Source organism: Sporolituus thermophilus DSM 23256, from assembly GCF_900102435.1.
In the GTDB taxonomy this organism is placed as follows: Bacteria; Bacillota; Negativicutes; order Sporomusales; family Thermosinaceae; genus Thermosinus; species Thermosinus thermophilus.
The window spans coordinates 1-26,607 of the sequence record NZ_FNBU01000018.1; the positions used below are offsets into that span (position 1 = coordinate 1).

Annotated in this window: 31 protein-coding genes and 1 pseudogene; 23 read left to right on the forward strand and 9 right to left on the reverse strand. The window is 53.6% G+C overall.

Translation table 11 applies throughout. The features are described 5' to 3' along the window. The first annotated feature begins 454 nt into the window (after positions 1-454). The gene (locus BLQ99_RS10580; RefSeq protein ID WP_093690799.1) at positions 455-817 is read left to right on the forward strand and encodes a DUF8042 domain-containing protein; all 363 of its coding nucleotides are present in this window, start codon (positions 455-457) and stop codon (positions 815-817) included. A 183-nt stretch (positions 818-1,000) separates the two neighbouring features. Here the strand turns inward: BLQ99_RS10580 and BLQ99_RS10585 are convergent, their stop codons facing one another. Further along, complete coding sequence (locus BLQ99_RS10585) at positions 1,001-2,200, reverse strand: ATP-binding protein (protein WP_245690427.1); 1,200 nt, start codon at positions 2,198-2,200, stop codon at positions 1,001-1,003. 132 nt (positions 2,201-2,332) lie between these two features. Between BLQ99_RS10585 and BLQ99_RS15435 the strand changes: the two are divergent. The 4 genes and pseudogenes from BLQ99_RS15435 to BLQ99_RS10595 all read left to right on the forward strand — a co-directional run. Then, a pseudogene (locus BLQ99_RS15435) lies at positions 2,333-2,417 on the forward strand (hypothetical protein); the annotation flags it as partial. Then, positions 2,414-2,653 carry a hypothetical protein gene (locus BLQ99_RS10590; protein WP_425440876.1) on the forward strand — a complete coding sequence of 80 codons (240 nt, stop codon included), beginning with the start codon at positions 2,414-2,416 and terminating at the stop codon, positions 2,651-2,653. The pseudogene BLQ99_RS15435 and the gene BLQ99_RS10590, both read left to right, overlap by 4 nt. Before the next feature lie 131 nt (positions 2,654-2,784). Beyond that, positions 2,785-2,916 carry a DUF4160 domain-containing protein gene (locus BLQ99_RS14805; protein WP_171904661.1) on the forward strand — a complete coding sequence of 44 codons (132 nt, stop codon included), beginning with the start codon at positions 2,785-2,787 and terminating at the stop codon, positions 2,914-2,916. 11 nt (positions 2,917-2,927) lie between these two features. Further along, positions 2,928-3,173 (forward strand): DUF2442 domain-containing protein, encoded by a 246-nt coding sequence (locus BLQ99_RS10595; RefSeq protein ID WP_093690803.1) that lies wholly within the window; start codon positions 2,928-2,930, stop codon positions 3,171-3,173. A 292-nt stretch (positions 3,174-3,465) separates the two neighbouring features. Here the strand turns inward: BLQ99_RS10595 and BLQ99_RS15075 are convergent, their stop codons facing one another. Further along, positions 3,466-4,020, reverse strand: a complete 555-nt coding sequence (locus tag BLQ99_RS15075; protein WP_216093663.1) for a coiled-coil domain-containing protein — start codon at positions 4,018-4,020, stop codon at positions 3,466-3,468. A gap of 270 nt (positions 4,021-4,290) precedes the next feature. Here BLQ99_RS15075 and BLQ99_RS10605 point away from each other — a divergent pair, with 270 nt between their 5' ends. The 5 genes from BLQ99_RS10605 to BLQ99_RS10625 all read left to right on the forward strand — a co-directional run bounded on the left by BLQ99_RS10605 (position 4,291) and on the right by BLQ99_RS10625 (position 7,083). After that, on the forward strand, positions 4,291-4,743 hold the full coding sequence (locus tag BLQ99_RS10605; RefSeq protein WP_093690805.1) for a DUF488 domain-containing protein: 453 nt from the start codon (positions 4,291-4,293) through the stop codon (positions 4,741-4,743). Between the two features lie 96 nt (positions 4,744-4,839). Then, positions 4,840-5,139, forward strand: a complete 300-nt coding sequence (locus tag BLQ99_RS10610) for a DUF6922 domain-containing protein (RefSeq protein ID WP_093690807.1) — start codon at positions 4,840-4,842, stop codon at positions 5,137-5,139. Then, entirely contained in the window at positions 5,097-5,294 is a 198-nt protein-coding gene (locus BLQ99_RS15080) for a nucleotidyl transferase AbiEii/AbiGii toxin family protein (protein WP_093690809.1), read from the forward strand. The genes BLQ99_RS10610 and BLQ99_RS15080 overlap by 43 nt, the downstream gene beginning before the upstream one ends. A gap of 173 nt (positions 5,295-5,467) precedes the next feature. Next, positions 5,468-6,163 carry a DUF2225 domain-containing protein gene (locus tag BLQ99_RS10620; protein WP_093690811.1) on the forward strand — a complete coding sequence of 232 codons (696 nt, stop codon included), beginning with the start codon at positions 5,468-5,470 and terminating at the stop codon, positions 6,161-6,163. A 344-nt stretch (positions 6,164-6,507) separates the two neighbouring features. Further along, entirely contained in the window at positions 6,508-7,083 is a 576-nt protein-coding gene (locus tag BLQ99_RS10625; RefSeq protein ID WP_093690813.1) for a coiled-coil domain-containing protein, read from the forward strand. An 85-nt stretch (positions 7,084-7,168) separates the two neighbouring features. On the opposite strand, the gene BLQ99_RS10630 is transcribed toward BLQ99_RS10625, so the two are convergent. From BLQ99_RS10630 to BLQ99_RS10655, 6 genes are all read right to left on the reverse strand, one after another. Then, a complete protein-coding gene (locus tag BLQ99_RS10630) occupies positions 7,169-8,248 on the reverse strand; it encodes a 6-phosphofructokinase (RefSeq protein WP_093690815.1) in 1,080 nt (359 codons plus the stop codon). Between the two features lie 140 nt (positions 8,249-8,388). Continuing rightward, entirely contained in the window at positions 8,389-10,125 is a 1,737-nt protein-coding gene (cydC, locus tag BLQ99_RS10635) for a thiol reductant ABC exporter subunit CydC (RefSeq protein WP_245690429.1), read from the reverse strand. Then, positions 10,126-11,853 carry a thiol reductant ABC exporter subunit CydD gene (gene cydD / locus BLQ99_RS10640; protein WP_093690817.1) on the reverse strand — a complete coding sequence of 576 codons (1,728 nt, stop codon included), beginning with the start codon at positions 11,851-11,853 and terminating at the stop codon, positions 10,126-10,128. A gap of 15 nt (positions 11,854-11,868) precedes the next feature. Then, positions 11,869-12,873, reverse strand: coding sequence for a cytochrome d ubiquinol oxidase subunit II (cydB, locus tag BLQ99_RS10645; RefSeq protein WP_093690819.1), 1,005 nt, complete (start codon positions 12,871-12,873; stop codon positions 11,869-11,871). Further along, the gene (locus BLQ99_RS10650; protein WP_093690821.1) at positions 12,864-14,249 is read right to left on the reverse strand and encodes a cytochrome ubiquinol oxidase subunit I; all 1,386 of its coding nucleotides are present in this window, start codon (positions 14,247-14,249) and stop codon (positions 12,864-12,866) included. Before BLQ99_RS10650 ends, cydB begins: the two co-directional genes overlap by 10 nt. Next, on the reverse strand, positions 14,246-14,686 hold the full coding sequence (locus BLQ99_RS10655) for an RrF2 family transcriptional regulator (RefSeq protein ID WP_093690823.1): 441 nt from the start codon (positions 14,684-14,686) through the stop codon (positions 14,246-14,248). Before BLQ99_RS10655 ends, BLQ99_RS10650 begins: the two co-directional genes overlap by 4 nt. 310 nt (positions 14,687-14,996) lie before the next feature. Between BLQ99_RS10655 and BLQ99_RS10660 the strand changes: the two genes are divergently transcribed. The 12 genes from BLQ99_RS10660 (at position 14,997) to hpf (ending at position 25,114) form a co-directional block, all read left to right on the forward strand. Then, positions 14,997-16,244: an Nramp family divalent metal transporter gene (locus BLQ99_RS10660; protein WP_245690431.1), complete on the forward strand. Its 1,248-nt coding sequence runs from the start codon at positions 14,997-14,999 to the stop codon at positions 16,242-16,244. 109 nt (positions 16,245-16,353) lie between these two features. After that, on the forward strand, positions 16,354-16,737 hold the full coding sequence (locus tag BLQ99_RS10665) for a flagellar protein FlaG (protein ID WP_093690825.1): 384 nt from the start codon (positions 16,354-16,356) through the stop codon (positions 16,735-16,737). Positions 16,738-16,771: 34 nt separating this feature from the next. Then, positions 16,772-18,583, forward strand: a complete 1,812-nt coding sequence (gene fliD, locus BLQ99_RS10670) for a flagellar filament capping protein FliD (RefSeq protein ID WP_093690827.1) — start codon at positions 16,772-16,774, stop codon at positions 18,581-18,583. A 14-nt stretch (positions 18,584-18,597) separates the two neighbouring features. Then, positions 18,598-19,005 (forward strand): flagellar export chaperone FliS, encoded by a 408-nt coding sequence (gene fliS / locus BLQ99_RS10675; RefSeq protein ID WP_093690829.1) that lies wholly within the window; start codon positions 18,598-18,600, stop codon positions 19,003-19,005. Positions 19,006-19,007: 2 nt separating this feature from the next. Next, positions 19,008-19,352 carry a hypothetical protein gene (locus tag BLQ99_RS10680; RefSeq protein WP_093690831.1) on the forward strand — a complete coding sequence of 115 codons (345 nt, stop codon included), beginning with the start codon at positions 19,008-19,010 and terminating at the stop codon, positions 19,350-19,352. Positions 19,353-19,709: 357 nt separating this feature from the next. Beyond that, positions 19,710-20,000, forward strand: coding sequence for a zinc-ribbon domain containing protein (locus tag BLQ99_RS10685; protein WP_093690833.1), 291 nt, complete (start codon positions 19,710-19,712; stop codon positions 19,998-20,000). 263 nt (positions 20,001-20,263) lie between these two features. Next, the gene (locus BLQ99_RS10690; RefSeq protein ID WP_093690835.1) at positions 20,264-21,040 is read left to right on the forward strand and encodes a basic amino acid ABC transporter substrate-binding protein; all 777 of its coding nucleotides are present in this window, start codon (positions 20,264-20,266) and stop codon (positions 21,038-21,040) included. Positions 21,041-21,374: 334 nt separating this feature from the next. Next, complete coding sequence (locus BLQ99_RS10695) at positions 21,375-22,163, forward strand: basic amino acid ABC transporter substrate-binding protein (RefSeq protein WP_093690837.1); 789 nt, start codon at positions 21,375-21,377, stop codon at positions 22,161-22,163. Positions 22,164-22,595: 432 nt separating this feature from the next. Then, a complete protein-coding gene (locus tag BLQ99_RS10700) occupies positions 22,596-23,261 on the forward strand; it encodes an amino acid ABC transporter permease (protein WP_093690839.1) in 666 nt (221 codons plus the stop codon). Beyond that, positions 23,248-23,967, forward strand: coding sequence for an amino acid ABC transporter ATP-binding protein (locus tag BLQ99_RS10705; RefSeq protein WP_093690841.1), 720 nt, complete (start codon positions 23,248-23,250; stop codon positions 23,965-23,967). Before BLQ99_RS10700 ends, BLQ99_RS10705 begins: the two co-directional genes overlap by 14 nt. Positions 23,968-24,059: 92 nt before the next feature. Continuing rightward, complete coding sequence (locus BLQ99_RS10710) at positions 24,060-24,257, forward strand: cold shock domain-containing protein (protein ID WP_093690843.1); 198 nt, start codon at positions 24,060-24,062, stop codon at positions 24,255-24,257. Between the two features lie 332 nt (positions 24,258-24,589). Then, the gene (hpf, locus tag BLQ99_RS10715; protein WP_093690845.1) at positions 24,590-25,114 is read left to right on the forward strand and encodes a ribosome hibernation-promoting factor, HPF/YfiA family; all 525 of its coding nucleotides are present in this window, start codon (positions 24,590-24,592) and stop codon (positions 25,112-25,114) included. A 44-nt stretch (positions 25,115-25,158) separates the two neighbouring features. Here the strand turns inward: hpf and BLQ99_RS10720 are convergent, their stop codons facing one another. After that, positions 25,159-25,353 carry a hypothetical protein gene (locus tag BLQ99_RS10720; protein ID WP_093690847.1) on the reverse strand — a complete coding sequence of 65 codons (195 nt, stop codon included), beginning with the start codon at positions 25,351-25,353 and terminating at the stop codon, positions 25,159-25,161. 262 nt (positions 25,354-25,615) lie between these two features. Here BLQ99_RS10720 and BLQ99_RS10725 point away from each other — a divergent pair, with 262 nt between their 5' ends. Next, positions 25,616-26,455: a site-2 protease family protein gene (locus BLQ99_RS10725; RefSeq protein WP_245690433.1), complete on the forward strand. Its 840-nt coding sequence runs from the start codon at positions 25,616-25,618 to the stop codon at positions 26,453-26,455. Positions 26,456-26,607: the final 152 nt, after the last annotated feature.

Consider the following 26,607-nt stretch of genomic DNA (forward strand, 5'->3'; position numbering starts at 1 on the left):
ATTCAAGGATAAAGAGTATTTTCCGGAATTATTATTTGACAATGCTGATATTGTAAACAGGATTAAGAATCATCCGATGGCTTTATGGAAAATCAGAGTACAGTTGCCACAGGGACGGTTATCGTAACCTGTGAGGTCTACTGTTTCCGGTAATGGCGGGGTCTACCATAGAAGAAGGTAGCCACCTTCTCAAAAAGTGATATAGTTAAATATAGACGAGGGTGTGGCTCATGGTGTTAGTTGCTCACAAATGTGAGCTAACTCATCTCTGAAATGCCGCCCTCGTTTATTTGTTATCTGTGACGTTTGTCAAGGGCAATGAAAAATGACCCTTTTGGTGATCGCGGGGGTCACGGTCGCGGGGGTCAGGCTTGACTTGTTTAAAAAATTGACTTATTTGCGCAAAGCGGAAAGTGGACAGTGGTAAACGGAAAGTAGGGGCGTTGATGCCGTTATGCACGATGCCGACATAAAGCGCGGCGAAGTCACACAAAAAGCGCTCGAACTCATCGCCACTGTCGACGAGGCATTGGCGCACATGGACAAGCAGCTGACGGAACTGCGGGTGGAAGACTTCTGGCCGCTGTTTCGCGACTTTTTGTTGGCGGTAGCCGCGTTGGCGGATAACTGGGAGTACTATGTCACGTCAGACAGCGACCGTCAACGCATTGTCGAGGCGACCCGCGCCTTCGCGGCGGCGTATGATGAATTTGACAAAATCGCCGCGAGCGGCCAGGCGCCAGCTATTCAGGCAGCGCTCAATGACCGGCTAGTGCCAGCTTATCAGGCCTGGAAGGCGGCATTATTTAATAGCTAGTTGCCAGAGGGACGGTTCTCGTGACAATGTTAAATATTTCCATAAAAAATTAAAAGCCCGTGGCTGCCGATTAAACGCGGTCATGGGCTTAATTGTTGGACAATGGGGACGGTCCTAAATTGTCACATCGTGCTTGGCGGAGCGGACCTGAGCTGGCGGGCATTAAACGAAAAGTACACAGTTTCATATTAGCCAAGCCGGCACATACCAGTTATTTTCATCAATGGGCAGCAGATCGTTTGACAGGCATATGACGCTTCCGGGGCCGACTTTGAGCCCATACTTGTGCAGGATTTCAAAGTTTTTAACCGCGTTTTTGCTCGGCCCGGCGCTCTTTTTTATTTCTATGGGGTAGAGAGTATCGTTTTCGTTGATTATAAGATCAATTTCCCGTTGATCTTTATCCCGATAGTAGTATAACGGCGGTCTTCTTCCGGCATTTAAATAACTTTTTACGATTTCGCCGACAACCCAGGTTTCAAAAAACGCACCGGACATTGCCCCGGCTTCTAGGGCCTCGGGCGAAGTCCACCTGGTCAAATAGGCACATAGCCCGGTATCCAGAAAATACATTTTTGGCGACTTGATTAGTCGTTTAAGGGCGTTATTGAAATATGGCTCCAATAAAAAAACTACGCCCGAGGTTACTAGAATGGATAGCCAGTGTTTGGCCGTGGGCGGACTGATGCCGACATCTTTTGCCATGTCGGCATAATTTACGATTTGACTTGTTCTGGCGGCAACGCAAGACAAAAACCTAAAAAAAGCCTGATCATCTCCTACTTGCGTCAAGTCTCTTATATCCCGCTGCAGATAGGTCTGTACATATGAAGAAAAAAATATTTCGACGCCGGCGGTTTTGTTGGCGTAAAGGGCCGGCATGCCTCCTTTGAAAATCCTTTCGAAAATTTGGCCAAGCTTTTGGGGTTTGGCCAATTTTGATTTTTTTATTAGTTCATTTGGTTGGGTTTTAAAGGGCGAAGACGGTCGGTTGGTTATTTCGCTGTTTGAAAGTCCAAGCATATTTAAAATTCCTACGCGTCCGGCAAGGGATTCGCTTACGTTTTTCATTAAATGGAATATTTGCGATCCTGTGAGCCAAAAATCACCATTTCTTCCGTTTTGGTCAACGTACATTTTTATATACGTTAGAAGTTGGGGGGCATATTGAATTTCGTCAATAATTACCGGCGGTTCAAACCTTTGCAAAAATAAAGCAGGATCCGTTATTGCCAGTTCCCTGATCAGCGGGTCGTCGAGGGTTACATATTTTCTTTTGCTGTCACTTAGTTTTTTCAACATAGTGGTTTTTCCGACTTGCCTGGGTCCTGTGATCAATAGGATGGGGAAGCTGTTTTGTATGGCAAGTACCGTTTCTTCCATAGCACGGGTTATATACATCACTTACCAGCTCCGACTTTTTTAAAATCTAATTTTATTTTAGCCGAAAAAAGTAAAAAGTCAAGACAACGGAGGGCGAGACAACGGGGGGACGACGGCAATACGGGGTAAGTGCCTGAAGCGCATATCAGCCATGTATTATCGGCGCGCATGAGCAGCCGGCCGATGGGGTGGAGCCGAGAAGGCGCCAAGCATATGGCATACATACGCGTATGTCAGGCAAATGGTCAGTCAGTAGCCGAGGAATATCTAAGACAACAACGCACAAATTGTAGAATTGAGATAATGACAACAAGCCCGGCAGAAACTGTAGAAGTTGAACGGCAAAAGAAAACAAAGGCAACCTGCGAAACACATGACAATATTCCTGTATTAAAGGGGCCGAAAAACTTCTTGTATAAGTCCTTGCGGGAGCTTTCGCTTGCCTATGCCTAATATTATGTTAACTCACCCGTGATGGTATGTCTTGTAAAAAAATCCTACAATGTCTTGACACTATCGCTAGCAGTTAATCAGTATATTTGTTTTTAGTTTTTTGGTATAATGAAATTAGGAGAGTGAGTAGCTTGTCGGTTATTGAAGGTGACTTGCCTGGCAGAGCCCAAAGTTTGGTTGTAGAGTGGGCGACGAAAAACCATGAAGCACTGTTAAAGATGTGGCAGACTCAAGAGTTTCAAAAGCTTGATGGCCTTGACTAGGGGGGAGTATTATGGTACCTCGCATCAAATGGGTTCAGCCTTGTGAAGAGTTTGTTTTGAAGGTTGCATTTAATAATGGTGTAGTAAAAATTTATGATATGAAGTCTAAGCTTGATGAACCAAGGTTTTCTGCTTTAAAGGATAAAGGGATTTTTCGTGCGGTTCAAGTAGATGGCGGTGGCTACGGCGTAAGCTGGAATGATGAAATTGATTTGAGTGAGAATGAGCTTTGGATGAACGGTAAAGAACTGAATTGAACAGATCATAGTAGATTGTCAGAGGGACGGTTCTCATGACAATGTTAAATATTTCCACAAAATTAAAAGCCCATGGCTGCAGATTAAACGCGGTCATGGGCTTAATTGCTGGACACCGGGGGCGTTGGACAAAGGGGGGACGACGGCAACACGGGGTAAGTGCCTGAAGCGCTTGGTGCGGCTTTGCCGGTTAATACAGCTAGATTATGGTATAATATAGGTATGAGGTATGAAGTATGAGGTATGAAGTATGAGGTAGGCGAACCAAAGAATAAATAAATTAGCCGGCCTTTTATACTGGCCGGCGGGAAAGGGTACGGATGCGCATTTCGTGGTCGCCGGTAATTTCGGCGACCGATTTTATATTTTCGTATAAGTCGTCAAGTTTGTTGTTCATCAGCCGCAGCAAGTGGTAGACGTCTTGTTGCTGGATATTGGCATAATGTTCGAGTTTGGCGTCTAATTGGGCGATATCGGCTTTTAGTTCGTTTTTGACGGCATCGATTTTGGCATCAAGTTTTTCGACCCTTGCATCAAGGTTATCGACCCTCACGTCTAGGCTTTCTACCTTGGTATTGAGGTTGTCGATTTTGACATCAAGCTTTGCGATATCGTCTTTGGTGGCCATGTTGGCGATGTCGTCCTTGGTGGCCATGTTGGCGATGTCGTCCTTGGTAGCCATGTTGGCGATATCGTCCTTGGTGGCCATGCGGGCTTGCATTAGCGTTATTGTTTCCTGGATTGTCGCAATCGTTTGCTGCATTGTAGCCATGTTTGCTTCGGTTTGGTTGAAACGTTCGACAAGCTGTTGTTGCCCAGCAAGCAGCTGTTTTAATAATTCTTCCATACTTACCTCCTGCTTTGCGGCATAAGCCTGATTAACTACGGTCTTGGGTGGCGGTACTCAACTAGGCCTATAACTTAATTATACAACTGGCATTTGCGCGGTTAAATAGTAATCTTCGGTGCGCCGCGGAAGGCACCGGATAATATTTTGGCGCCGCTACCGCTTGGTGTAACCTTGTCGGCTAGTGCAGCCAGTTTATGGTATAATATGGGTAGGGATAATAAAAATATAGGACCAATATTGCTTTGTCAGGAGATAAGGAGGGCGGCGATGGCGGAAGGGACTTTATATACCATAGGGTTTAGCCAGAAGAGTGCGCGCCAGTTTTTCGGGTTATTGATGGATAATGGTGTCAAAAGGCTTATTGATATTCGGTTGAATAATAACTCGCAGTTAGCTGGCTTTACGAAAATGCCTGATCTTGAATATTTTTTAAAGGAAATTGCCGATATTGAATACATTTATTTACCTGAGTTTGCCCCTACCAAAACGATTATGGATGACTACAAAAACAAAAAAATTAATTGGCGTGAATATGAAAAGCAATATTTGGCTTTGCTGGTCGAGCGGCAGCCCTTGGCCAAGCTTGATGCAGCAATTTTTAATGATAGTTGCTTGTTGTGTGCGGAAGCTTCCGCCCAGTATTGTCATCGCCGGCTGGCAGCTGAATATATAACAAGGATGGTTACTGGTTTATCGATTGTGCATCTGGGTCAGGCTTGACTTATTTTATGGCTTATTTGCCGCTGATTGGCCAGACGGTGAATGTGGCATAATTAATTTAATAAGGAAGATTTGGCGGCAGGAGGGAACGCGGCTGTGGCTCAAGCAAGGCTGCCGGAAAGGATGAAACGGCTGTTTTGGGATGTTGATTTTGCTAGTGTCAACTGCCATTTGCACCGGGATTTTATTGTCGAGCGGGTGCTTAATATGGGCGACATGGAAGATTTGGCCTGGCTGTGGCGCACGTTTACGGCGGCGGAGATTTGCCAGGTGGTACGGACCAGCCGACGGCTGACGAAAAAGACGGCGCGCTGCTGGCAGGCGTTTTTCGGCCTGGCGGAGGAGGAGATGGCGTGTTTTGGCAGGTACTCGACGCAGATCGACGGGATTTATTAAAGCGCCTAGCCGCGGCGTTGCCACTACCAGGCAGTTATCTTGCGGGGGGCACGGCGCTGGCGCTGCTGCTCGGTCACCGGATGTCGGAGGATTTTGCCTGGTTTTGCCCGTCTGACTTTGACCCGGGGGCGCTGAGCGACTGCTTAAGAGCCTGACCTATTTCGATGACGCCGAAAAAGAGGTCATGCCAATGATGCTGGCAAGTTGCGACTGGGAAACGGTAAAAGCCTATTTTGTGCGCGCAGCAACAGCCTTGATTAGGGTCAGGCTTGACTTATTTTGAAAATTGACTTATTTTGGCGGTGCGGTCGGGAGAGGAGGATGGTGCATGGCGGCGTCGCTCTTGTATGATACGGAAAAACCCTGTCCGGTATGTGAAAAAACCTTCACGGTCACCAGAGTGCGCAGCCGGTTGGTGGTGCTGCGGCAGGACAGCGATTTTTGCACTTATTATAAGGATATCAACCCTTATTACTACGACATCTGGGTGTGCCCGCACTGCGGCTATGCCGCGCCGGAAAGCTGGTTTGCCAGCCTGCCACCGGCCGGACAGGAAAAGGTGCGTGCTTTTTTGCGCGGGCGTGAGGTTAAAGTAAATTTTGCCGGGGAGCGGACGCGCGAGCAGGCAATAGCCACCTTCAAGCTGGCGATATTCTATGCCGGCCTGATCGACGCCGAGCATTCTCGCCAAGGCGGGTTGTGCCTTAAACTGGCCTGGCTGTACCGGGAAGCCGGGGAGACGGCAAGTGAGCAGGCCGCGCTCAAGAAAGCATTGGAGCACTACGAGCAGGCTTTGTTCCGGGAACGTCTGCCTGCCGGCAATATGTCGGAAATTACCCTGATGTACCTGGTAGGGGAATTGGCCCGGCGCACCGGAGATTACGACAAGGCGCTTAGTTACTTTGGCCGGCTGATTAGCGACCCGCGGGCCAAGATGGAAAAGCGCGTGCTGGAACTAGCGCGCGAGGCTTGGCATGAGGCTCGGGAGGCCAAAGCCAATGGGCCAATGAGGGACGGTTCTTGAACTTGAATGGGTTGCCGATTAAACGCGATCATGAGTTTAATTGTTAAATATAGGTGACGGCCCTAAATTATCACATCGTGCTTGACAGAGCGGACTCGAGCTGGCGAGTATTAATGAAAAAGTACACAGTTTCATATTAGTCAAGCAGTCACATACCAGTTGTTTTCATCAATGAGCAGCAGGTAGTTTACCAAGCAGTTGACGTTTCCGGAGCCGATTTTATAGGCTAGATAAATCAAGGGTCTGGGATTTTCGTGCGAGTTAAATAGATGCAAAAGCAAGTGGCTTGTCTTAGCAAAAGATGTTATATTAGAAACAGGATTTTTGCGTAGGTGGGGAGTGGAATGGAGGAATTTTTAAAGAAACTGTTGGAAGGTCAAGAACAGCTATTTGAAGGTCAAAAACAGCTGTTTGAGGGGCAAAAACGGTTATTGGCGGAAGTGGGTGACATAAAGACACAGCTGAAACATATCGATAACCGGCTGACCAAGGTGGAAGAACATGTAAGCAGCACGGATGCCAGACTGACCAAGGTAGAAGAGCATGTAAGCAGCACAGATGCCAGGCTAACCAAGGTAGAAGGTCAGCTTGATGAAACCAATCAAATCGTTAAAAGTATTTTGCATAGAACTGAGGTTTTTGGTGCTGAAATAAGTGGCTTAAAAGTAAGTACTGCCAGCAAGGAGTTTGCAAGACGCACTGAAGAAAGCTTGGCTCTGCTGAGTGCCCGGGCAGCAACCAAGGAGGATTTGGCTGAAGTGCGTATGCATCTTATTGATGAAATAGATGCTGTTCGTACCGAGCTTAAGCAAGATATATCCGAACTTGAGCGCAAAATAAGTGACGACTTAAAATCTGTGTTTGAGATTGCCGGCGAGCACGAAGTTAAAATCAGGACGCTGATGCGTAGGCCGGTGTGATTCAACAGGTGGATTTGGCGGTGTGAAAATAAAGCCCATGCCAAGCGACAATTCGCGGCATGGGCTTTATTTATACGGCAAAAGGTTAGTCGCCGAACGAGATGCCGAGGCAGCGGGCTTCGGCGAGCAGATGGCAGTCGGGGGGCACGGTTTTGAGCTTGCCGGTGGCTTCGTCAAGGGGAACGGAGACGATATCGCCGCCGTGGAGGGCGGCCATGCGGCCAAACTCGCCGCTCATCAGCATTTTTACGGCATGGACGCCGAAACGGGAGGCCAGCAGACGGTCACGCGGAGTGGGCGAGCCGCCGCGCTGGAGATGGCCCAGGATGGTGACGCGCGTTTCGAGGCCAGTCTGTTCTTCGATTTCGGCGGCGATGCGGTGGCTGACGCCGCCAAGGCGGATTTGTTCATGGCTGCCGGGGACGAGGCGCTGGACAGTGTAGTCGCCGCCGACTGGTTTAGCGCCTTCGGCGACGACGATGATGCTGAAGCGTTTGCCGCTCGTGAGGCGGCGGTTGATGGCGTCAATAATTTTAGTGGTGGTGTAGGGGATTTCGGGGATAACGATGACGTCGGCGCCGCCGGCAATGCCGGCATGCAGGGCGATCCAGCCGGCGTAGCGGCCCATGACTTCGAGCAGCATGACGCGATGGTGGGACTCGGCGGTAGTGTGCAGTCTGTCCAGCGCGTCAACAGCAGTGGTGACGGCCGAGTCAAAGCCGAAGGTAACATCGGTAGCCGACAGGTCATTGTCGATTGTTTTGGGCACGCCGACGACCGGCAGGCCCAGGCGGTGAAAGTCGCGGGCGATGCTCAGGCTGCCGTCGCCGCCGATGACGATCAGGCCGTCGATGGCCCAGCGTTTTAGGTTAGCCATGACCTGGCCGGACATGTCAGTGTAGCGCAGCTCGCCGCCTTCCTTTACCGCATAGTGGAAGGGGTTGTCGCGGTTGGTGGTGCCCAAAATGGTGCCGCCGCGGTGTAATAGGCCGCTGGCGCTGGCCAGGTCAAGCGGCGTCAAGTGGCCGTGGATCAGGCCTTTGAAGCCGTCGCGCACGCCGGTGATTTTAAGCCCGTAGCCGGAAGCCGTGCGTACTACGGCGCGGATGACGGCGTTGAGGCCTGGGCAGTCGCCGCCGCCGGTGAGAACGGCAATATGCTTCATGACAAGCCCCCTTTAAAATTCTAAGATTACTCGCGCAATTAATTCGCGCCGCCAGAAATTAATTCCTGCGTACGGTAAATGTTGCCATATTGTCACAATAACCGTCGCACTGGCAACTTTTTGGTACCGCTGCCTGCGTTTCACATCAGCCGGTCGTTCTGCAGCCGCCACATCTGGTAGAACAGCCCCTGGCGGGCAAGCAGCTCTGGCTGGCGGCCGCGCTCCACAATCCGCCCCCTGTACAGGACAAGTATTTCGTCCATATTCTCCAGACCGATTAAGCGGTGAGTAATCAAGATAGTGGTGCGTCCGGCCATGAACTTGTCAAGGGCGGCCAGAACCTCCCGCTCGGTAGCGGCGTCCAAGCCGGCAGTAGGTTCATCCAGAAGGAGAAGCGGGGCGCCCTTCAGGAAAACGCGGGCAATAGCCACGCGCTGGCGCTGGCCGCCTGACAACGCCCGCCCGTTTTGTCCCACCATAGTGGCCAACCCGTCGGGGAGAGTGTCTACCGGTCCGTCAAAGGCAGCCTGGCGTACGGCCGCGACAATTTCCTCCCTGGTAGCGTCCGGTTTCGCCAGCCGGATGTTGTCCTCAATACTGGCATTAAACAGATAGGGGCGTTGGGGCACGACACCGATCATATCCCTTAGTACCGCTGGCGGATAGGTTTTAAGTTCCCGGCCGCCCAGGCGGATGGACCCTCGGTCATAATCCCAAAAGCGTAGCAGCAGGGAAACAACGGTGCTTTTGCCGGCGCCGCTCGGACCGACAATGGCGATGCGCCCGCCGGCCGGTACGGTAAAGGAGATGTCGCGCAAAACATCAGCGGCCTGGGGACTGTAGCGGAAAGACAGGTCTGTCACAACAATATCGCAGTTTGCCGAGCGGGCGCAAACCGTGCCGGCGTCAACTGTCGGCGGCCCTTTGTCAATGACGGCGAACAGGCGGCGGGCGGCGGCCAGGCTGTGTTCGAGATAATGGGCAGCCAGCGGCAGCGGCATGACCGCCTCGAAACTGCCCTGGACCGCCAGGGCCAGCATAGCGATGTACACTTTCGCCAAATACCCCTTTTCCGCCAAAACAACCGCCAAGACGATGGTTGCCCATACGGCGCCATGCATGATCAGACTGGCGGCGGCAGCGGCCAGCGCCGCGAGCTTGGCGGCCGCTTTCTGCTTTTCAGCCAGAGCGGCGGTTAAGTTTGCTGTCTGCCGCTCATAAGCCTCAATCTGGTTAAAAGCGGCCAGTTCCGTCATCCCCTCCAGCATGTCAACCAGCGCCGCCTTCAAACGGGCACTGGTCTCAAGCAGCTGACCGGAGCGAAAACGACTGATCCGGCCGATGACTAACGGCAGCAACAGTCCGGCGGCTAAAAAGGCGGCGGTAAGGATATAAGCAAACTGGACGTTAAAGGGTGCCAAAAACAGCCACATGCCGGCCAACACCAACACCGCCACTAAAGGCGGCAATACGACGCGGATATAAAAATGCTGCAGCACATCCACATCGGCTACCATCCGGCCTATGAGGTCGCCACTCTTTTCACCTTCCAGCCGGGCGGGAGCCAACGGCTCAAGTGCCGCAAAAAACCACACCCGGATCCGGCTCAAGCACCGCAGGGTGGCATCATGGGCGAAATACCGCTCCGCATAACGAAATACCGCCCGGGAGAGGCCAAAAAAGCGCACAGCGACAATGGCCAGTGACAATGCCGACAAAGGCGGGTGAAGGGCGGCACTGGCAATGAGAAAAGCGGCGGCAGCCAGTAAGCCTGTGCCGCTGGCCACCGTCAGGACGGCAAAGACAAGGGCCAGCGCCATGGTAGCTGCCGCCGGTCTCATGATGATTTTTAACAGTCTGACTGCCGTACCCATCATTTAACCCTCCTCTCGCCAAGCCGACACCAGCCGGTAGTACAGCCCACCCCTGGCCATTAATTCGGCGTGAGTGCCTGTCTCGCTGATTATTCCCCGGTCCAGGACAATGATGCGGTCGGCGCTGCGCACCGTTGTCAACCGGTGCGCAATAACCAGCACCGTCCGGCCACGCGTCAGTTCCTCCAGCGCCGCTTGGATGACCGCCTCGTTGTATGGGTCAAGGTTGGCCGTCGGTTCATCGAGAATGACCACCGGCGCGTCTTTCAGCAGGGCGCGGGCAATGGCCAGCCGCTGCGCCTCTCCGCCGCTCAAAGGGCGGCCGCCTTCTCCTACCAGTGTGGCGTAACCATGGGGCAGCTTGCTAATAAACTGGTGCGCTCCGGCCTGCCTGGCCGCCTCCTCCACCGCTGCGCCGGATGCGTCCGGACAGCCCAGGCGGATGTTATCGGCCACTGTACCGGAAAAGATATGGGGCTGCTGGGGTACATACGCCACATGACTTAACCAGTCTGCCCGTCGGATACGGCTGAGGGGCAAGCCGTTCACCCGGATTTCGCCGCGGCCAGGTTCAATAAGCTTCATTAGGAGGTTGGCCACCGTCGTCTTGCCGGCGCCGCTTGGTCCGACCAGGGCTGTCTTTTTCCCCGGCTCCAGGGGGAAGCTTACGCCGCATAAGGCCGGACGGGCACCGCCGTCAAAAGAATAGTACACATTATCAAATGTCACGGCCACCTCTTTTTGCCGGGATAAAGGCTCACCGCCGACCTGCTCCCGGGGAAGCGGCGCCTCCAGCTCCTGAAAAAGGGATGCGGCGGCAGCGCTGCCGGCCATACCGGCGTGAAAATGGCCGCCCAGCATCCGGAGCGGCAAATAGAATTCAGGAGCGAGCAGCAGGATAAAGAAGGCCTGAGCGAAGGACAACTGCCCGTAGAGCAGCTTAAGGCCGACAGTGACGGCAACGACCGCCGTACTCAGCGTGGTAACAAGTTCCAGAACAAGGGCGGACAAAAGGGCTACGCGCAGTACCGCCATTGTCGCTATGCGCAATTCGTCGCTCATCCTGGCGATAACGGCGATCTGATCCTTGCTGCGGCCGAAAATTTTCAGGGTGGTCAGGCCTTGGAGGACGTCGAAGAAATGAGCGCCGAGCACGGCAAGCCTGGCCCACTGGCGCCTACTTAGCCCCTCGGCCTGCCGGCCGATGAGGATCATAAAAAGGGGAATAAGGGGAGCGGTGACGAAAAGGAGCAGCCCTGTCGCGACATCTTCCGCAGCAACGGTTAACAGGACGGCGAGGGGCACAAGCACGGCCGTTGCCAGTTGGGGCAGGTACCGGGCAAAATAAGGCTCAAGGTCTTCTATTCCCGTAGTGAGTAATGTAAGCAGTTCGCCCGTACTTTTCTTCGCCGTTCGGACAGGTCCCAGCGCCAGAAGATGGTGGAGCAGGCGCTGGCGCAGATCGGCCTTAATCCGCGCTGCCAGCCGGTGGGCGGCCGTCTCGCCCAACCCCAGCAGGACAGCCCGCGCCACCATGATGGCGAGCAGGACGGCCAGACTACCTTCTATGTCCGCCAGCCCACGCCCCGCCAAAAAAACGGCATGAACGACCTGGGCCAACAGAGCGGCCTGCCAGATTGCCAGCAGGCCGCCGCCCAGCCCCAGGCCGATAACGGCGGCCAACAGCCCTTTCTGTTTTTTCGCCTCGCCCAGTAGCGGCCTGCTGACCATAGTTGCTACCCCGCTTTAATATTCAAGGTCCTGTGGCGACACCCGCTTGCGGAATACCCAGTACGTCCAGGCCTGGTACGCCAGGACAACGGGGACGAGCGTCAGGGCGGCGATGGTCATAATTTTCAGCGTATACGGAGTGGACGCGGCGTTGTAAATAGTCAGACTCCAGGCAGGATTGAGACTTGAGACGATGAGCCGGGGAAACAGGCCGGCAAAAAAGGCCGCCGTTATCAGCAGGATGGTCAGGCTGCTCATTCCAAACGCCCAACCGCATTTTTGGTTTCGGACAAACAGATATGCCAGGGCGAATGCGCCGACAGCCCCGCCGAAGGCTGTACCGGCAAGGGTGCTGTTAAACAGGTCGGTATTGGTATAAGTCAGCCCTGCCAAAGCAAGGCAAGAAGCGGCGGTAGGCACGCCTAAGACGAGAGCCGCCTGACGCGCCCGCAGCATAAACTCGCCCTCCAGCTTCAACGTAAGGAAGAGAGCGCCGTGGAAGGTAAACACCAGCAAAAACGCTACACCGGCAACCAGTGTATAAGGGCTGAGGAGGTCAAAAAATGTACCTGCGTAGAGCATTTTGGCGTTAATGGGAACGCCTTTGATCAGGTTGGCGACGGCCACACCCCAAAGCAAAGCGGGCACGGCACTGCCGCAAGTGATGCCAAAGTCCCACACGCGGCGCCACATGCGGCCGTCATCCCTACTGCGGAATTCAAACGCCACCCCCCGTACGATTAACGCCAGCAGCATGAGGAAGAGGGCCATGTAAAAACCGCTGAACAGGGTGGCATAAACGTGGGGAAAGGCAGCAAACAGCGCCCCGCCGGCGGTGATCATCCACACCTCATTGCCGTCCCACACGGGTGCAATGGTATTGATAACCAACCGGCGCTTCAGGTCGTTTTTGCCAAGAAATGGAAGCAGAATACCCACCCCATAGTCAAACCCTTCGAGCAGGAAAAAGCCGGCAAACAATACGGCAACCAAAATAAACCACAGGACGCTCAGTTCCATAACGTCGCCCCCCCTGTCGCATTTGGCGCTGCCGCCGGCGCCTGGTCCGCCATGCCCTGCACGGCAAACTTGCGCATGAGATAACCTGCAGCGGCGGCCAATACGCCGTAAACTGCCGTAAACCCTATCAGGGTAATCCATATTTCCCCTGCCGTAACGGTTGGGGATACCGCCTGGTCAACCCGCTGGAGACCGTACACGATCCATGGCTGACGACCGGCCTCGGCGACAAACCAGCCGGCGGAATTAGCAATGTAGGGAATGGGCAGACTCCAGACAATGGCTTTGAGAACCCTGGGGCTGCTTTCCAGCCGGTTGGTCCGCCACAAATAAGCGCTCACCACGGCCAGCACCGCCAGCCAGCCGCCGGCGGCGACCATGATGCGGAAACTCCAGAATACGGGGGTAACGGGAGGTATATAATCACCGGGACCATACTTTTGGACATACTCAGCCTGCAGCTCCTTCAGGCCTTTTACCTCACCGCCGGTCGAATTATGGACCAGGAAGCTCAGCAAGCCGGGAATTTTCAGTTCGGCCGTATTGGCCTTATTGCTTTCGTCAATGGCGGCAAACAGGGTGAACGGCGCGGGATCCGCCGTCTCCCAAAGCGCCTCGGCGGCTGCCAGCTTCATGGGCTGCACCTTCGCCAGGTACTGGGCCTGCATATGCCCGCTGCCGATAAGCAGCAGGACGCCGATAAGGGTGCATACCAGCCCCATGGAGAACGATGCGCGAAAAAACTCGCGATTGGTCTGGCGTAAGAAGTGCCAGGCGCTGATCGCCATTACGAACACCCCAGCCGTGACCAGCCCGGCCAGAAAAGTATGAGGATACTGGTGAGCAACGTACGGGTTGGTAATGAGGGCAAAAAAATCGGTCATTTCCGCGCGACCGTTTTGGATGGTATAGCCTACGGGCGACTGCATAAACGAGTTGGCTACCAGGATCCAGAAGGCTGATAAGTTGCTGGAAAAAGCGACAATGGCGATACACGCGGCATGTACGGCTTTCGGCAACTTATCCCAGCCGAAAATCCATAGCCCTAAAAAAGTTGACTCCAGAAAGAACGCCGTCAGGGCTTCCAGCGCCAGGGGAGCACCGAAAATATCCCCCATAAACCGGGAATATTCCGACCAGTTCATGCCAAAGTGAAATTCCTGGACAATACCGGTGACAACCCCCATGGTGAAATTAATAATAAACAGTTTGCCCCAGAATTGCGCCAGCTTTTTGTACAGTTCATTGCCGGTACGCACATAAACCATTTCCATGACAGCAACGAGAATAGACAGTCCCAGCGTTAACGGCACGAACAGAAAATGGTAGGTCGCAGTAATGCCGAACTGCCAGCGGGCCAAAAAAAGTTCACTCATCTTTTTCCCTCCGTTTCCTCCTGAGTTCTGCGTCGGGAGGCCAGGGTAGCAAAATCTGCCTGCCGCAGCGCGGCGGCAAGCTCAGCCTGAATTTGCCCTAGCACGGCATGGACGGGACATTCGTGAGCGCAGTGCTTGTTGCACGCCGTCCGGTCGGCGAGGCAGCGGTGAATGGTGACCTCGCCCTCCATGGCGCAAATGACGTCCCAGATTGTGATTTCCTCCGGCGGTCTAGCCAAGGCAAACCCGCCGTCTGTGCCGCGGTAAGACTTAATCAGACCGGCCTGGGTAAGGGACCGCATAATTTTGAGCAAAAACCGCTGCGGAATATTTTCTTGTTCTGCCAGCATTTGTCCGTTTACTACCTGGCCGGACGGCAGGCACGCAAGATGGAGCACAATGCGGAAAGCGTAATCGGTTGCCTGGTTAAGCTGCATGGGGCCTCCTTAATATAAATATATACTATACCGGTATAGTATTAATTATAATCATAGCATTGTAAAAATTATCCTGTCAATAAACCGGCGCATTATTTTTCTTAATTTTTCGGAAACCGGGATCAGGCTTGAACGTTCGCAAGAAGTGCACTGCCGTACAGAATTAGCGCAGCGGCTTGCAGGAAGAAAAGCAGGGAGAAATAGAATTGATATTTATAAAGAGCCATTAGTAAGGGCTAAAGATATTAAGACCATGCATCGAACAGCAAACACGCCCTAAAAATTATAGCCTGTGGGAGGATGTAACATTTTGAGGCGCGATATGGAAAACGACATTGGCAAAAGAACCATTCCCGCCTTTTTGCGGTATGTGGGGCCGGGGATTTTGGTAACGGTGGGGTTTATCGACCCGGGCAACTGGGCGACCAATCTGGCGGCCGGCGCTGGTTTTGGCTATAAACTGCTGTGGATGGTAACGCTGTCGACGATAATGCTGATTATTCTGCAGCACAATGCGGCGCACCTGGGGATTGTGACCGGGCTGTGTTTGGCTGAGGCGGCGGCGCTGCACCTGCGGCCGCTGGTAGCCCGGGCGGCGCTGGCAACGGCGGTGTTGGCGGCGGTGGCCACGGCCATGGCCGAGATTTTGGGCGGGGCGATCGCGCTCAATATGCTGGTTGGCCTGCCGCTTAAGGTGGGGGCGCCGCTGGTGGCCGGCCTGTGCGGTTGGCTGTTGTTATCCAATTCGTACCACCGGCTGGAGAAGATTATTATCGGTTTTGTGTCGCTCATTGGTTTATCGTTTTTGTTCGAGCTCAGTCTGGTGGACATTGACTGGACGCAGGCAGCGGCCGGCTGGGTGACGCCGGCGCTGCCTGCCGGGGCGCTGCCGGTTGTCATGGGCGTGCTGGGCGCGGTGGTCATGCCGCACAATTTATTTTTGCATTCCGAGGTCATCCAGAGCCGCCAGTGGAACCTTGAGGACGAGGCGGTCATCCGCCGCCAGCTCAAATATGAGTTTTTGGATACGCTGCTGTCCATGGGGATCGGATGGGCGATCAACAGTGCGATGATTTTGATCAGCGCCGCCGTGTTTTTTGTCCATGGTGCGGCGGTCGATGACCTGGTTCAGGCCCAGGAACTGCTCAGGCCGCTTATGGGCAGCGCGGCGGCGACCGTATTTGCCGTGGCACTGCTATTTTCGGGCCTATCTTCCACCACGACCGCCGGCATGGCGGGGGCCAGCATTTTTGCCGGCCTGTTTGGCAAGGCATATGACAGCCGCGACCGGCATTCGCTTATCGGCATCCTGATCACCTACGGCGGGGCGCTGGCGGCGCTATTGGCCGTCGAGCGGCCGTTCGAAGGGCTGATTTACTCGCAAGTGGCGCTCAGCATGCAGCTGCCGCTGACGGTGTTTTTGCAGGTCTACCTTACATCTTCGCCGAAGGTAATGGGCAAATACGCCAATTCAACCTGGCAGAAAATCGTGCTGTTGACCGTCGCCGCGGTGGTGACGGCGCTCAATATACTGCTGCTTAAGGATATGCTCTCGTGACGGCGCAAGTCAAGGCGCAAAGCAAAAAGTGGCGCATTTTCCCCTAAAGTTTTGCCGCCAACTTTTCGATAATACATATGAAAACTAACCCCAAGCCGAGGTGTTGTCCATGGAAGTAACCGTCAAGCCGATAGATAAAGTGGCAGTTCTGACGTCCCAGCGCGTGGCGCCGGGGGAGAACGCGCCCAAAGCCGAAGCAGCGCCCAAGGCGGATCAGGCCGGAAGTCAGGCGCGGCCGGCGGAAACCGACCAGGAGAAAAAGCAGCTTAGCCGCGACGAATTAAGCGAAATCACCCAGGAAATGAACAAGTTCATGCAGATGCTCAATACCAATATTCAGTTTGCGCTGCACGAAAAGACGCAGCGGCTGATGGTCCAGGTGGTGGATATGAAAGAACAAAAGGTGCTGAAGGAGTTTCCGCCGCACGAACTGTTGGACACCATTGCCAAAATCCGGGACTATGTCGGCTTTTTGCTGGATAAGCGGGCCTGACCGGCCCATTAAATAATAGCAGGAGGCGATAGCGATGGGACTGCGGACCTACGGCCTGAGCGGGTCGGGCATAGATGTCGACCAGATGGTCAAAGACCTGATGAAGGCGCGCCGCGCATCGTATGATAAACTATACCAGAAGAAGACGCAGCTGGAGTGGAAAAAGGCCGACTACGCGACCATGTACAGCACGCTCAAAAGTTTTCGCGAGACGACGGTCTTTAATTACAAGCTGCAGAATACTTTGGCGCCGAAGAAGGTGGCGTCCGGCAACGAGGCGGTAGTGACGGCCACGGCCAACGCCGATGCCGCCAATGTCAACCACACCATTACCGTGACCCAGCTGGCCGGCGGGGTGACCTTGGGCAGCAATGGGCCTATCACGACCGGCGCCGGCAAGGATACTTTGGCTACCCAGTTCGGTCTGACCGGCGGGTCGTTTGATATTAAGATAACCAACGGGACGACCAGCAAGACGATTACCGTCGATCCCACCAAAAGCATCTATGAGTTTGTCAGTGCCATCAACAGCGCCGGCGTCAATATTAAGGCCAATTACGACGCGACGCTCGACCGGTTTTTCTTATATACCACCGGCACCGGCGCCGCGACCGGGATTGATTTTACCGGCAGCAGCGCCAAGGGCGTTGATTTTCTGCAAAACAAACTGAAAATCGCCACCGTTTCCGGCGTGACGACCGCCGGGGTTACCAGTACGGAGAGTACCGGCTTTTTGTCGACCGACGTGCTGGCCAGTAAGATTACCGGTCTGCCGGCGACGTTCAACCTTAAGCTTACTAATGGCGCGAAAACCGCCAACATTACGCTTAATAGCGGCGATACCCTGCAGCAGGTGATCAATAAAATCAATGCCGCCGGGGTGGACGCGGCGGCCAGTTTCGATGACGGAACCGGGAAATTCACGCTGCAGGCGACAAGCGGTACGCTTGATCTGACCGGCAGCGACAGCGCCGCTTTGCAGCTGTTTATTGACAAGTTGAAGCTGCCGGCCAATTTGCCGACGGCCCACGGCCAGGACGCCATCTTTACCCTTGACGGCGTAAACCTCACGCAGGCAAGCAATACTTTCACCATTTCCGGCGTTACCTACAACCTGAAGGCGGCGGGAACGGCCGCGGTGGCGGTATCGCCCGACAACGACAAAGCGATTGCCAACGTCAAGGCTTTTATCGAGGCGTATAACGCTACGCTGGACAAAATTAACGCCGAACTGAAAGAGGAGCGCTATCCCGATTACCTGCCGCTTACCGACGAGCAGCGCAAGGAGATGAGCGAGAGCCAGGTCACGGACTGGGAGAAGTTGGCCAAGAGCGGCATGCTGCGCCGCGACCCGCTTCTCCAGGATGTCATCTACAAAATGCGCTATGATATCGCGACACCCGTCCAGGGGGTGACCGGCAAATATACCAGCTTGTCCAGCATCGGCATCACGACCGGCGACTATTCGGAAGGCGGCAAGCTGTACCTGGACGAGACCAAGCTCAAGGCGGCGCTGGAAGAGGACCCGGATATTGTGAGCAAGCTTTTCAGCAGCAACGGGGACGCCCGGGAGCAAGACGGCGTGGCCGTCCGGCTCTACGATACGCTCAAGACCGCACTGGATAAAATCAAAGGCGAAGCCGGCACTTCGGCCTCGGTCGACGACGACACGACCAGCGTACTGGCCAAGCGCATCAAAGACTATGAAAAGCAGATGGAAGCTATGGACCGCCGGCTTAAGGACATCGAGGATCGTTACTACAAGCAATTTGACGCCATGGAAGTGGCCCTGAGCCGCATGAACCAGCAAACCGGCTGGCTTCTGCAGCAATTCAGCAGCCAGTGAGGAGGAAAATATAGATGAACGCAATGAACATGGTCAACACCTATAAAACGCAGCAGATCATGACGGCGCCGCCGGAGCAGCTGACCCTGATGCTGTACAACGGCGCCATCAAGTTCGTCGATGAAAGCATTCAGGCGATCGAGCAGCGTGATTTCCCTAAGGCCCATGCCAGCAATCTGCGGGCCCAGGACATTGTGCGCGAGCTCATGGCGACGCTGGACATGCGCTATGAAATTGCCAAGACGTGGTATCAGCTGTATGACTATATTCTCTACCGCCTGATTCAGGGCAATATTAAAAAGGATAAAGAAGAACTGAGTGAAGCCCGCGGCATGCTGCAGGAATTTCGCGACACCTGGGTGGAAGCCATGAAGCGGGCCCGGGCCGGTCAGGCCGCCGCCGGCCAGGCGGCCGGGCGCTAGCCATGGATGAAGTAGTGCGGAGCGGGCGCCAGCTCTGGCAGGATTATCTGTTTCTCACCCGGGAAATGGGCAAGTGCCTGGCGCGCAAGGACTTTGACCTGTTTACCGAACTGCTCGGGCAGCGCCAGCGGCTGCAGGAGCTAATTGAGGCGGCGGGCGACAAGGAATTTACCCGCTCTGCCGCCGGAAGGCAGCTGTTCGCGGCAATCCAGGCGGAAAACCAGTGCATCACCCGTCACCTGCAGCTTTTTTTGAACAGGGCCAAAACCGCGCAGGCGGCAACAAAGGCCTATGAGCGTTTCACCGCCACGGCGGCCGTCGGCAGGCAAATGGACCGTCAGACGTAACGGGTGCCATTGAAACATTTTTCTTGCATTTTTCTGGCACCAAAACTATAATCTAAGGTAGAGACTTTTGCTTAGGTCTGTGGTTGAAAATCGATGCCAGTCGCAGGCGAAACGATCCACGTAAGGGGCGTTAAAGCGTCCTGATCATGGTGCGACTTAGATGTAAGTCCTGCCGGCCGTGTGGCCGATGGTACGGTAGATAATACGGGGTGCTGTCATCAGTTGGTTGCCGGCCGAGAGGAGTAGTAGTGAGGGGACGGAGTGTCTAGTAGCGAACCTTCCAGCAGGCGGGTGTGGGGGCAAAGACCAGGTCGGCTAAGCAAGGGTTAAATCTAATCAGGTGAGGGGATTTCTTTAATGGCTTTCCAGGACAAAACACTCAAGTGCAAAGACTGCGGTGCTGAGTTCGTTTTCACTGCAGGCGAACAAGAATTTTATGCGGAGAAAGGGTTCGAAAACGAACCGGCCCGGTGCCGCAGCTGCCGCGAGGCCAAACGGCGTCAGCGCGAAGGCGGCGAGGCTGCACCGCAGCGGGAAATGCACGAAGTCGTGTGCGCCCAGTGCGGCGTGACAACGCAAGTCCCGTTCAAACCGCGTAATGACCGCCCCGTTTATTGCCGTGACTGCTTTAATTCCAGAAGACAATAGGTGCTGACGGAAAGAGCGCCCGGATTTCGATCCGGGCTTTTTGTTTTTTAATGAAGTATGAGGTATGAAGTATGAAGTATGAGGCATGAGGTATGAGGCATGAGGGGGATTTTAACCACAAAGGCCGCGAAGGACGCAAAGGGTTACGAGTGTAACAGCAGTCGCGCTTTGTAGGTTTATAAATTTTCTCCTTGACTATTTATGCAGAGTAACTGTATAATTATAAACATAAACGAAATGGTTAATCGGGGGAGGTAAATTACATGTCCAAGAAACTGGTTGCGCTCATTGTATTGGGAATTTTTGTGCTGTCCCTGGGGCTGGCGGGCTGCGGCAGCCAACAGGCGGCCCAACCGGCCAAGCCGAAGGTTCTCAAAGTCGGCACTGATGCCGCGTTTGCTCCTTTTGAGTTCCAGGACGAGAAAACAAAAGAATATGTTGGTTTTGACATCGACCTCATCAAGGCCATTGCCAAGCAGATGGGGGCGGAAGTGCAGATCCAGAGCATGGGCTTTGACGGCCTTATTCCCGCGCTGGAGGCCGGCCAGATCGATATCGCCATCGCCGGCATGACGATTACCGAGGAGCGGGCGAAAAAAGTCAATTTCTCCAAACCGTATTACAAGTCCGGTCTGACCATCCTCGTCAAGGCGGACAACAACACCATCAAGTCGTTCAAAGACCTGGAAGGCAAGAAGATCGCCGTCCAGATCGGCACCACCGGCGCGATGGAAGCCAAGAAAATTAAGGACGCCGTCATCCGCGAGTTCAATAATGCGCCTGAGGCCTTCATGGAACTGAAAGCCGGCGGCGTCGACGCCGTAATCAATGACAAGCCGGTGAACGACTACTACCTGTCCCAGGGTGGCGCCAAAGACGCCAAGACGGTGGGCGACCTGCTGAAATCGGAGGATTACGGCATTGCCACCGCCAAGAAGAACACCGAGCTGGCGCAAAAAATTGACAAAGCGTTGGACGAAGTGATCAAGAGCGGCGAGTATGAGAAAATTTATGTGAAATGGTTTGGCAAAAAGCCATAGGGTAAGCAAAAAACGCGCGGGCAGCCGCGCGTTTTCCGCTATATTGGGAAGTATATTTTTTAACCGCGAAGTACACGAAGAACGCAACTGAAAAACGTAAAACCGCAAAGGCCGCGAAGAACGCAAAGGGCTACGCGCGCGACAGTTGTCGCGCGAGATTAGTTCAAAAACTTACTTTTCATCGCTTGTGGTGCCAATTATTGGCATGATTATCTTTGCGGTTTTATTATTCGGAGATGGTGTCGGGAAATTGTGAAAAAATATTCTTGTCCTTTAGGCCAAACCGGGTATAATTGTATATGGTGCAAATTCCAAAACAAGGGGGCTTAGCCACGTGTCCAAAAAAATCATTACATTCATTGTCCTGGCCCTTTTCGCGCTGACGCTTGGCCTGGCCGGCTGTGGCCAGCAAAAACAGCAGGGGCAAAACCAGGCCGCCGCGCCGAAGGTGCTCAAAGTCGGCGCCGAGACTACTTTCCCGCCGTTTGAGTTTCAAGATGAAAAGACCAAGGAATATACCGGCTTCGACGTCGACCTGATGAAGGCTATCGGCAAGCAGCTGGGCTATGAAGTGCAGATTGCCAGCATGGGTTTCGACGCCCTTATTCCGGCCCTGGAAGCCGGGCAGATTGACGTCATTGCGTCGGCCATGACGATTACCGACGAGCGGGCGAAAAAGGTCAACTTCTCCAAACCGTACTATAAATCCGGCCTGACCATCGTGGTCAAGGCGGACAACAACACCATCAAGTCGTTCAAAGACCTGGAAGGCAAGCGGATTGCCGTGCAGATCGGTACGACCGGTGCGGAAGAAGCCAAGAAGATTAAGGACGCCAAAGTGCGCGAGTTCAACAGCGCTTCCGAAGCGTACATGGAGCTCAAGGCCGGCGGGGTTGACGCCGTTGTCAACGACAAGCCGGTGAACGACTACTATCTCGCCCAGGGCGGCGCCAAAGACGCCAAGACGGTGGGCGACATTCTCCAGGCCGAAGAATATGGCATCGCCACGGCCAAGAAAAACACTGAATTGGCCAACAAAATCAACCAGGCCCTTGACGAACTCAAGAAAAACGGCGAATACGACAAGATTTACCAGAAGTGGTTTGGCCAAACGAAAAAATAATTTAGCGTCGTTAGACGTACGCCAGGGCGCGGCCTGTCATGGGCCGCGTTCGTTATTTCTATATTAAAAATTTAACCGCGAAATACACGAAGAACGCAAAGCTCTGCAAAGTATTTTTTTGGCGCGACATGCGTCGCGCCCGTTATACCCTTTGCGTCTTTTGCGCTCTACCCTGAAAAGCGTAAAACCGCAAAGGCCGCGAAGAACGCAAAGGGCTACGTGCGCGACAGTTGTCGCGCGAGATTAGTTCAAAAACTTACTTTTCATCGCTTGTGGTGCCAATTTATTGGCATGATTATCTTTGCGGTTTTTATGTTTTTCCCCTCCAGAAAATTTCATTGACAGGACAGGGGGCGGGGCATATAATCTTTATGTGCAAGAATATGCATTCATCTGCATAAATAGCCTATTTAATATAAGGGTGAGGGGAAAATGAATTTTGACTTTGATTTAGTTGTCCGCTCGTTCCCGCTGCTCTTGGCGGGCGCCGGCATTACCGTCCAGATCACGGCCATCAGCGTCGGCATCGGCCTGTTAATCGGCATGTTTGTCGGTATGGCCCGCCTGTCGAAAGTCTGGCTGCTGCGGGCGGCCGCTACCGTCTATGTGGATTTTTTGCGCGGCACACCGCTGTTGGTACAGATTTTTATCATTTACTTTGCCATTCCCATTGTCATCGGCAAGCGGATTGACCCGTTCATCGCCGCCATTACCGCCTGCGGCATCAACAGCGGCGCCTATGTGGCGGAAATTTTCCGGGCCGGCATCCAGTCGATCGATAAAGGGCAAATGGAAGCAGGCCGCTCGCTGGGCATGAGCTGGGCCCAGACCATGCGCTACATCATTTTGCCCCAGGCATTTAAGCGGATCATCCCCCCGCTTGGTAACGAGTTTATTGCTATGCTCAAAGACTCGTCGCTGGTATCGGTCATCGGCTTTGAGGAACTTACCCGCCGCGGCCAGTTAATCATCGCCCGGACGTACGGCTCGTTTGAAATCTGGCTGACCGTCGCTTTCATCTACCTCGTCATGACACTGACCATTTCCCGCCTGGTAGATTATCTGGAGCGGAGGTACAAAATCGATGATAAGCATTAAGAACGTTCATAAAAAGTTCGGCGCCCTCCATGTGCTCAAGGGGGTTAACCTCCATGTCAATGAGCAGGAGGTGGTCGTAATCATCGGCCCCAGCGGCTCCGGCAAGAGCACGCTGCTGCGCTGCATCAACTATCTCGAGCAGCCCACCGAAGGCGAAATCATCGTCGACGGCATCCCCCTCACCGGCGAGGTTAATATCAATAAGGTGCGGGAAGAAGTAGGGATGGTGTTCCAGCGCTTTAACCTCTTTCCCCATATGACGGTGCTGGACAACATTACGCTCGCGCCCACCGTCGTGCGGAAAATGGCTAAGGCGGAGGCGGAAAAAATCGCGCTGGACCTCTTAGCCAAAGTCGGGCTGGCGGACAAAGCCCACGCCTACCCCGAACAGCTGTCCGGCGGTCAGCAGCAGCGGGTGGCCATTGCCCGCGCCCTGGCGATGCGGCCCAAGGTCATGCTGTTCGACGAGCCTACCTCTGCCCTCGACCCGGAAATGATTAAAGAGGTGCTGGATGTTATGAAGACGCTGGCCAACGAAGGGATGACCATGGTGGTAGTGACCCATGAGATGGGCTTTGCCCGCGAGGTGGGCGACCGGGTCATTTTCATGGACGAAGGCCGCATTATCGAAGAAGGCGCCCCGGAAGAACTCTTTACCAACGCCAAAGAGGAGCGGACTCGCAGCTTTCTTTCCAAGATTCTATAACCGCCTTTCATTGACAGGTCCTGCCAGGTGTGCTATAGTTGGGTTATGGTCATTGTTAGTGGCCTGAGCAACTTGTTTTAGGAGGAATTTTCATGATCGGCAAAGTTAAATGGTTCAGCGCGGAGAAAGGCTACGGGTTCATTGAGCGGGAAGACGGCGGTGACGTTTTCGTCCACTTCTCGGCCATTCAGGAACAAGGCTTCAAATCGCTGACCGAAGGGCAAACGGTGGAGTTCGACATCGTGGAAGGCACGCGCGGACCGCAGGCTGCTAACGTGGTAAAACTATAAAAAGTTAACTAACCCGGCGTAACTGCCGGGTTTTATGTTTGGGGGTAGATTATTTTAACCACAAAGGACGCAAAGAACGCAAAGGGCTACGCGTTCTCCTTGGTTAATTATCGGTTTTCATTATTTGTGGTGCCAATTTATTGGCATGTATATCTCCGTGGTTAATTGCATACTTTTGTGGTGCCAACTGTTGGCATGATAATCTTGGCGGTTTTATTAAAAAGACGCAAAATTCGACAACTATTTACAATTTTTAATGAATTTTTTGACAGGAATTTTTTAATTCATGGGGAATAATACTAAATAGAACTCTCGAAAGGGGATGGGGTACTATGGCAATTATCGTTCGGGGCAAGAATATCGACGTTACACCTGCGCTAAAGGACTATGTAACGAAACGGGTTGGCAAAATCACGAAGTATTTTGAAGCTCTCGGCGAAATTACTGTAATCCTCACCGTGGAAAAAGGCCGTCATATTGTGGAGGTGACGGTGCCGGTCAACGGCATGCTGCTGCGGGGTGAGGAAGCCACTGCCGATATGTACGCCTCAATCGACCTGGTAATCGAAAAACTGGAAAAACAGATTGAAAAATATAAGACCAAGATTGCCCGCAAACTGCGGGCCGGCACCTTCAAGACCGACCTGGTCGCCGGTAATGGCGGGGAAAGCGAAGATTTCCGGATCGTCAAAACCAAGCGGTTCCCGGTCAAGCCCATGGATGTGGAAGAGGCCATCATGCAGATGAACCTTATCAACCACGACTTCTATGTGTTTATGAACGCCGAAACGGAACAAGTCAATGTCATCTACCGCCGCAAAGACGGCAACTATGGCTTGATTGAGCCTGAGTTTTAACACGTAAAAATCCCGGTGAGCTCTTGCTCACCGGGATTTTTGCCTTAGCGCAGCCGCCGCTTGAGGATAATTTCGGCCAGCGAGGTCTGTTCCAGTTCGGCGGCTTTGGCCGCGAACTCCTGGCGGGTAAACAGGCCTTTTTCCACCAAAAGCTCGATAAGGACCGAGATGGCCAGGGTATTGCGGTAATCGACGGTTTTCAGGTCGGCAATTTGCCCAATGATGTCAATGGTGTTCATGCTGGTTCCTCCGGAAAAAGTCCATTCACCTATATTCTTTCCCATTAATAAAAAATTTAAACGTGATTTTAAGCGCAAAGATGAACATGCCAATAAATTGGCACCACAAAGCATGAAAAGTAAGTTTATGAACTAATCTCGCGCGACAACTGTCGCGCGCGTAGCCCTTTGCGTTCTTCGCGGCCTTTGCGGTTTTACGCTTTTCAGGGTAGTTCGCAAAGAGCGCGAAGGTGCGCAAAGGATTTTTCTTTTTTGGCGCGACATGCGTCGCGCCCGGTATACCCTTTGTGGTCTTAGCGGCCTTTGCGGTTCTGTTAAAAAGGCGCGCCAGCGCTTTAGTTGGAAGGAGGGGATTGACATAAAATTATGGCACGTCATTGCGCTCGGGAAAAAAGTCATCCGGCGAATATTTGTTTGCGCGGCCGGCCTGGCGGCCGTGACGAGCCTGGGGCCGGCGGCGGCCATTGCCGTTTCCATCCTGGTGTCGCTGGCCGTGTACGCCTACGCTTTCGGCCTGAAATTTGCGGTGGGGTTTGTCGTTCTGCTGCTTGTCCATGAATTAGGCCATATCATCGCCTCGCGGGTCGTGGGCCTACGGACAGGCGGCCCCATGTTCGTGCCGTTCGTCGGCGCGGTGATAAGCCTCAACAAGCCGCCGCAGAGCGCCAAGATGGAGGCCAATATCGCCATCGGCGGCCCGGCGCTGGGAACGCTGAGCGCCCTGGTGTGCCTGATCTTTTATCTGTGGACCGACAGTACCTTCATGCTGGTCCTGGCCTACACGGCCAGTCTGCTCAACCTGTTTAACCTCATCCCCTGCGCGCCGCTGGATGGCGGGCGCATCGCCGCCGCCATCTCGCCGTATATGTGGTGGGCGGGGAGCGCCGCCCTCGGGGTGCTGGCGGTCTTAACCGGTAATTTTTTTATCTTTGTCGTCTTTCTGTTTTCCCTGGTCCGGTTGTGGCTGGACGACAAAGGGGACGTAAGTCCCGAGTATTATGCCCTCACGGTGCGGCAACGGCTGACGGTGGCGTGGTGGTATTTCGGCCTGCTTACCGTCCTGGGGCTCATGACCTGGCAGCTTGTCGAAGCGCTGCATTAAACGCGCTGCCAATGTTTGCAAAAGACAAAATAAGAAGGTTTTTTTGACAAAACGTCGAATTGAATTCTACTGCGGCAAATTTTAGCGTTTTGTCGGGGAAAGTGGAGTATGAGGTATGAGGTATGAGGTATGAGGTATGAGGTATGAGGTAT

Excerpts from the sequence above, each read along its gene's own strand:
- BLQ99_RS10580 (WP_093690799.1), top strand. The coding sequence starts at position 455 with ATGCACGATGCCGACATAAAGCGCGGCGAAGTCACACAAAAAGCGCTC.
- BLQ99_RS10585 (WP_245690427.1), bottom strand. The coding sequence starts at position 2,200 with ATGGAAGAAACGGTACTTGCCATACAAAACAGCTTCCCCATCCTATTG.
- BLQ99_RS10590 (WP_425440876.1), top strand. The coding sequence starts at position 2,414 with ATGGCATACATACGCGTATGTCAGGCAAATGGTCAGTCAGTAGCCGAG.
- BLQ99_RS10595 (WP_093690803.1), top strand. The coding sequence starts at position 2,928 with ATGGTACCTCGCATCAAATGGGTTCAGCCTTGTGAAGAGTTTGTTTTG.
- BLQ99_RS15075 (WP_216093663.1), bottom strand. The coding sequence starts at position 4,020 with ATGGAAGAATTATTAAAACAGCTGCTTGCTGGGCAACAACAGCTTGTC.
- BLQ99_RS10605 (WP_093690805.1), top strand. The coding sequence starts at position 4,291 with ATGGCGGAAGGGACTTTATATACCATAGGGTTTAGCCAGAAGAGTGCG.
- BLQ99_RS10620 (WP_093690811.1), top strand. The coding sequence starts at position 5,468 with ATGGCGGCGTCGCTCTTGTATGATACGGAAAAACCCTGTCCGGTATGT.
- BLQ99_RS10625 (WP_093690813.1), top strand. The coding sequence starts at position 6,508 with ATGGAGGAATTTTTAAAGAAACTGTTGGAAGGTCAAGAACAGCTATTT.
- BLQ99_RS10630 (WP_093690815.1), bottom strand. The coding sequence starts at position 8,248 with ATGAAGCATATTGCCGTTCTCACCGGCGGCGGCGACTGCCCAGGCCTC.
- cydC (WP_245690429.1), bottom strand. The coding sequence starts at position 10,125 with ATGATGGGTACGGCAGTCAGACTGTTAAAAATCATCATGAGACCGGCG.
- cydD (WP_093690817.1), bottom strand. The coding sequence starts at position 11,853 with ATGGTCAGCAGGCCGCTACTGGGCGAGGCGAAAAAACAGAAAGGGCTG.
- cydB (WP_093690819.1), bottom strand. The coding sequence starts at position 12,873 with ATGGAACTGAGCGTCCTGTGGTTTATTTTGGTTGCCGTATTGTTTGCC.
- BLQ99_RS10650 (WP_093690821.1), bottom strand. The coding sequence starts at position 14,249 with ATGAGTGAACTTTTTTTGGCCCGCTGGCAGTTCGGCATTACTGCGACC.
- BLQ99_RS10655 (WP_093690823.1), bottom strand. The coding sequence starts at position 14,686 with ATGCAGCTTAACCAGGCAACCGATTACGCTTTCCGCATTGTGCTCCAT.
- BLQ99_RS10665 (WP_093690825.1), top strand. The coding sequence starts at position 16,354 with ATGGAAGTAACCGTCAAGCCGATAGATAAAGTGGCAGTTCTGACGTCC.
- fliD (WP_093690827.1), top strand. The coding sequence starts at position 16,772 with ATGGGACTGCGGACCTACGGCCTGAGCGGGTCGGGCATAGATGTCGAC.
- fliS (WP_093690829.1), top strand. The coding sequence starts at position 18,598 with ATGAACGCAATGAACATGGTCAACACCTATAAAACGCAGCAGATCATG.
- BLQ99_RS10680 (WP_093690831.1), top strand. The coding sequence starts at position 19,008 with ATGGATGAAGTAGTGCGGAGCGGGCGCCAGCTCTGGCAGGATTATCTG.
- BLQ99_RS10685 (WP_093690833.1), top strand. The coding sequence starts at position 19,710 with ATGGCTTTCCAGGACAAAACACTCAAGTGCAAAGACTGCGGTGCTGAG.
- BLQ99_RS10690 (WP_093690835.1), top strand. The coding sequence starts at position 20,264 with ATGTCCAAGAAACTGGTTGCGCTCATTGTATTGGGAATTTTTGTGCTG.
- BLQ99_RS10700 (WP_093690839.1), top strand. The coding sequence starts at position 22,596 with ATGAATTTTGACTTTGATTTAGTTGTCCGCTCGTTCCCGCTGCTCTTG.
- BLQ99_RS10705 (WP_093690841.1), top strand. The coding sequence starts at position 23,248 with ATGATAAGCATTAAGAACGTTCATAAAAAGTTCGGCGCCCTCCATGTG.
- BLQ99_RS10710 (WP_093690843.1), top strand. The coding sequence starts at position 24,060 with ATGATCGGCAAAGTTAAATGGTTCAGCGCGGAGAAAGGCTACGGGTTC.
- hpf (WP_093690845.1), top strand. The coding sequence starts at position 24,590 with ATGGCAATTATCGTTCGGGGCAAGAATATCGACGTTACACCTGCGCTA.
- BLQ99_RS10720 (WP_093690847.1), bottom strand. The coding sequence starts at position 25,353 with ATGAACACCATTGACATCATTGGGCAAATTGCCGACCTGAAAACCGTC.
- BLQ99_RS10725 (WP_245690433.1), top strand. The coding sequence starts at position 25,616 with ATGCGTCGCGCCCGGTATACCCTTTGTGGTCTTAGCGGCCTTTGCGGT.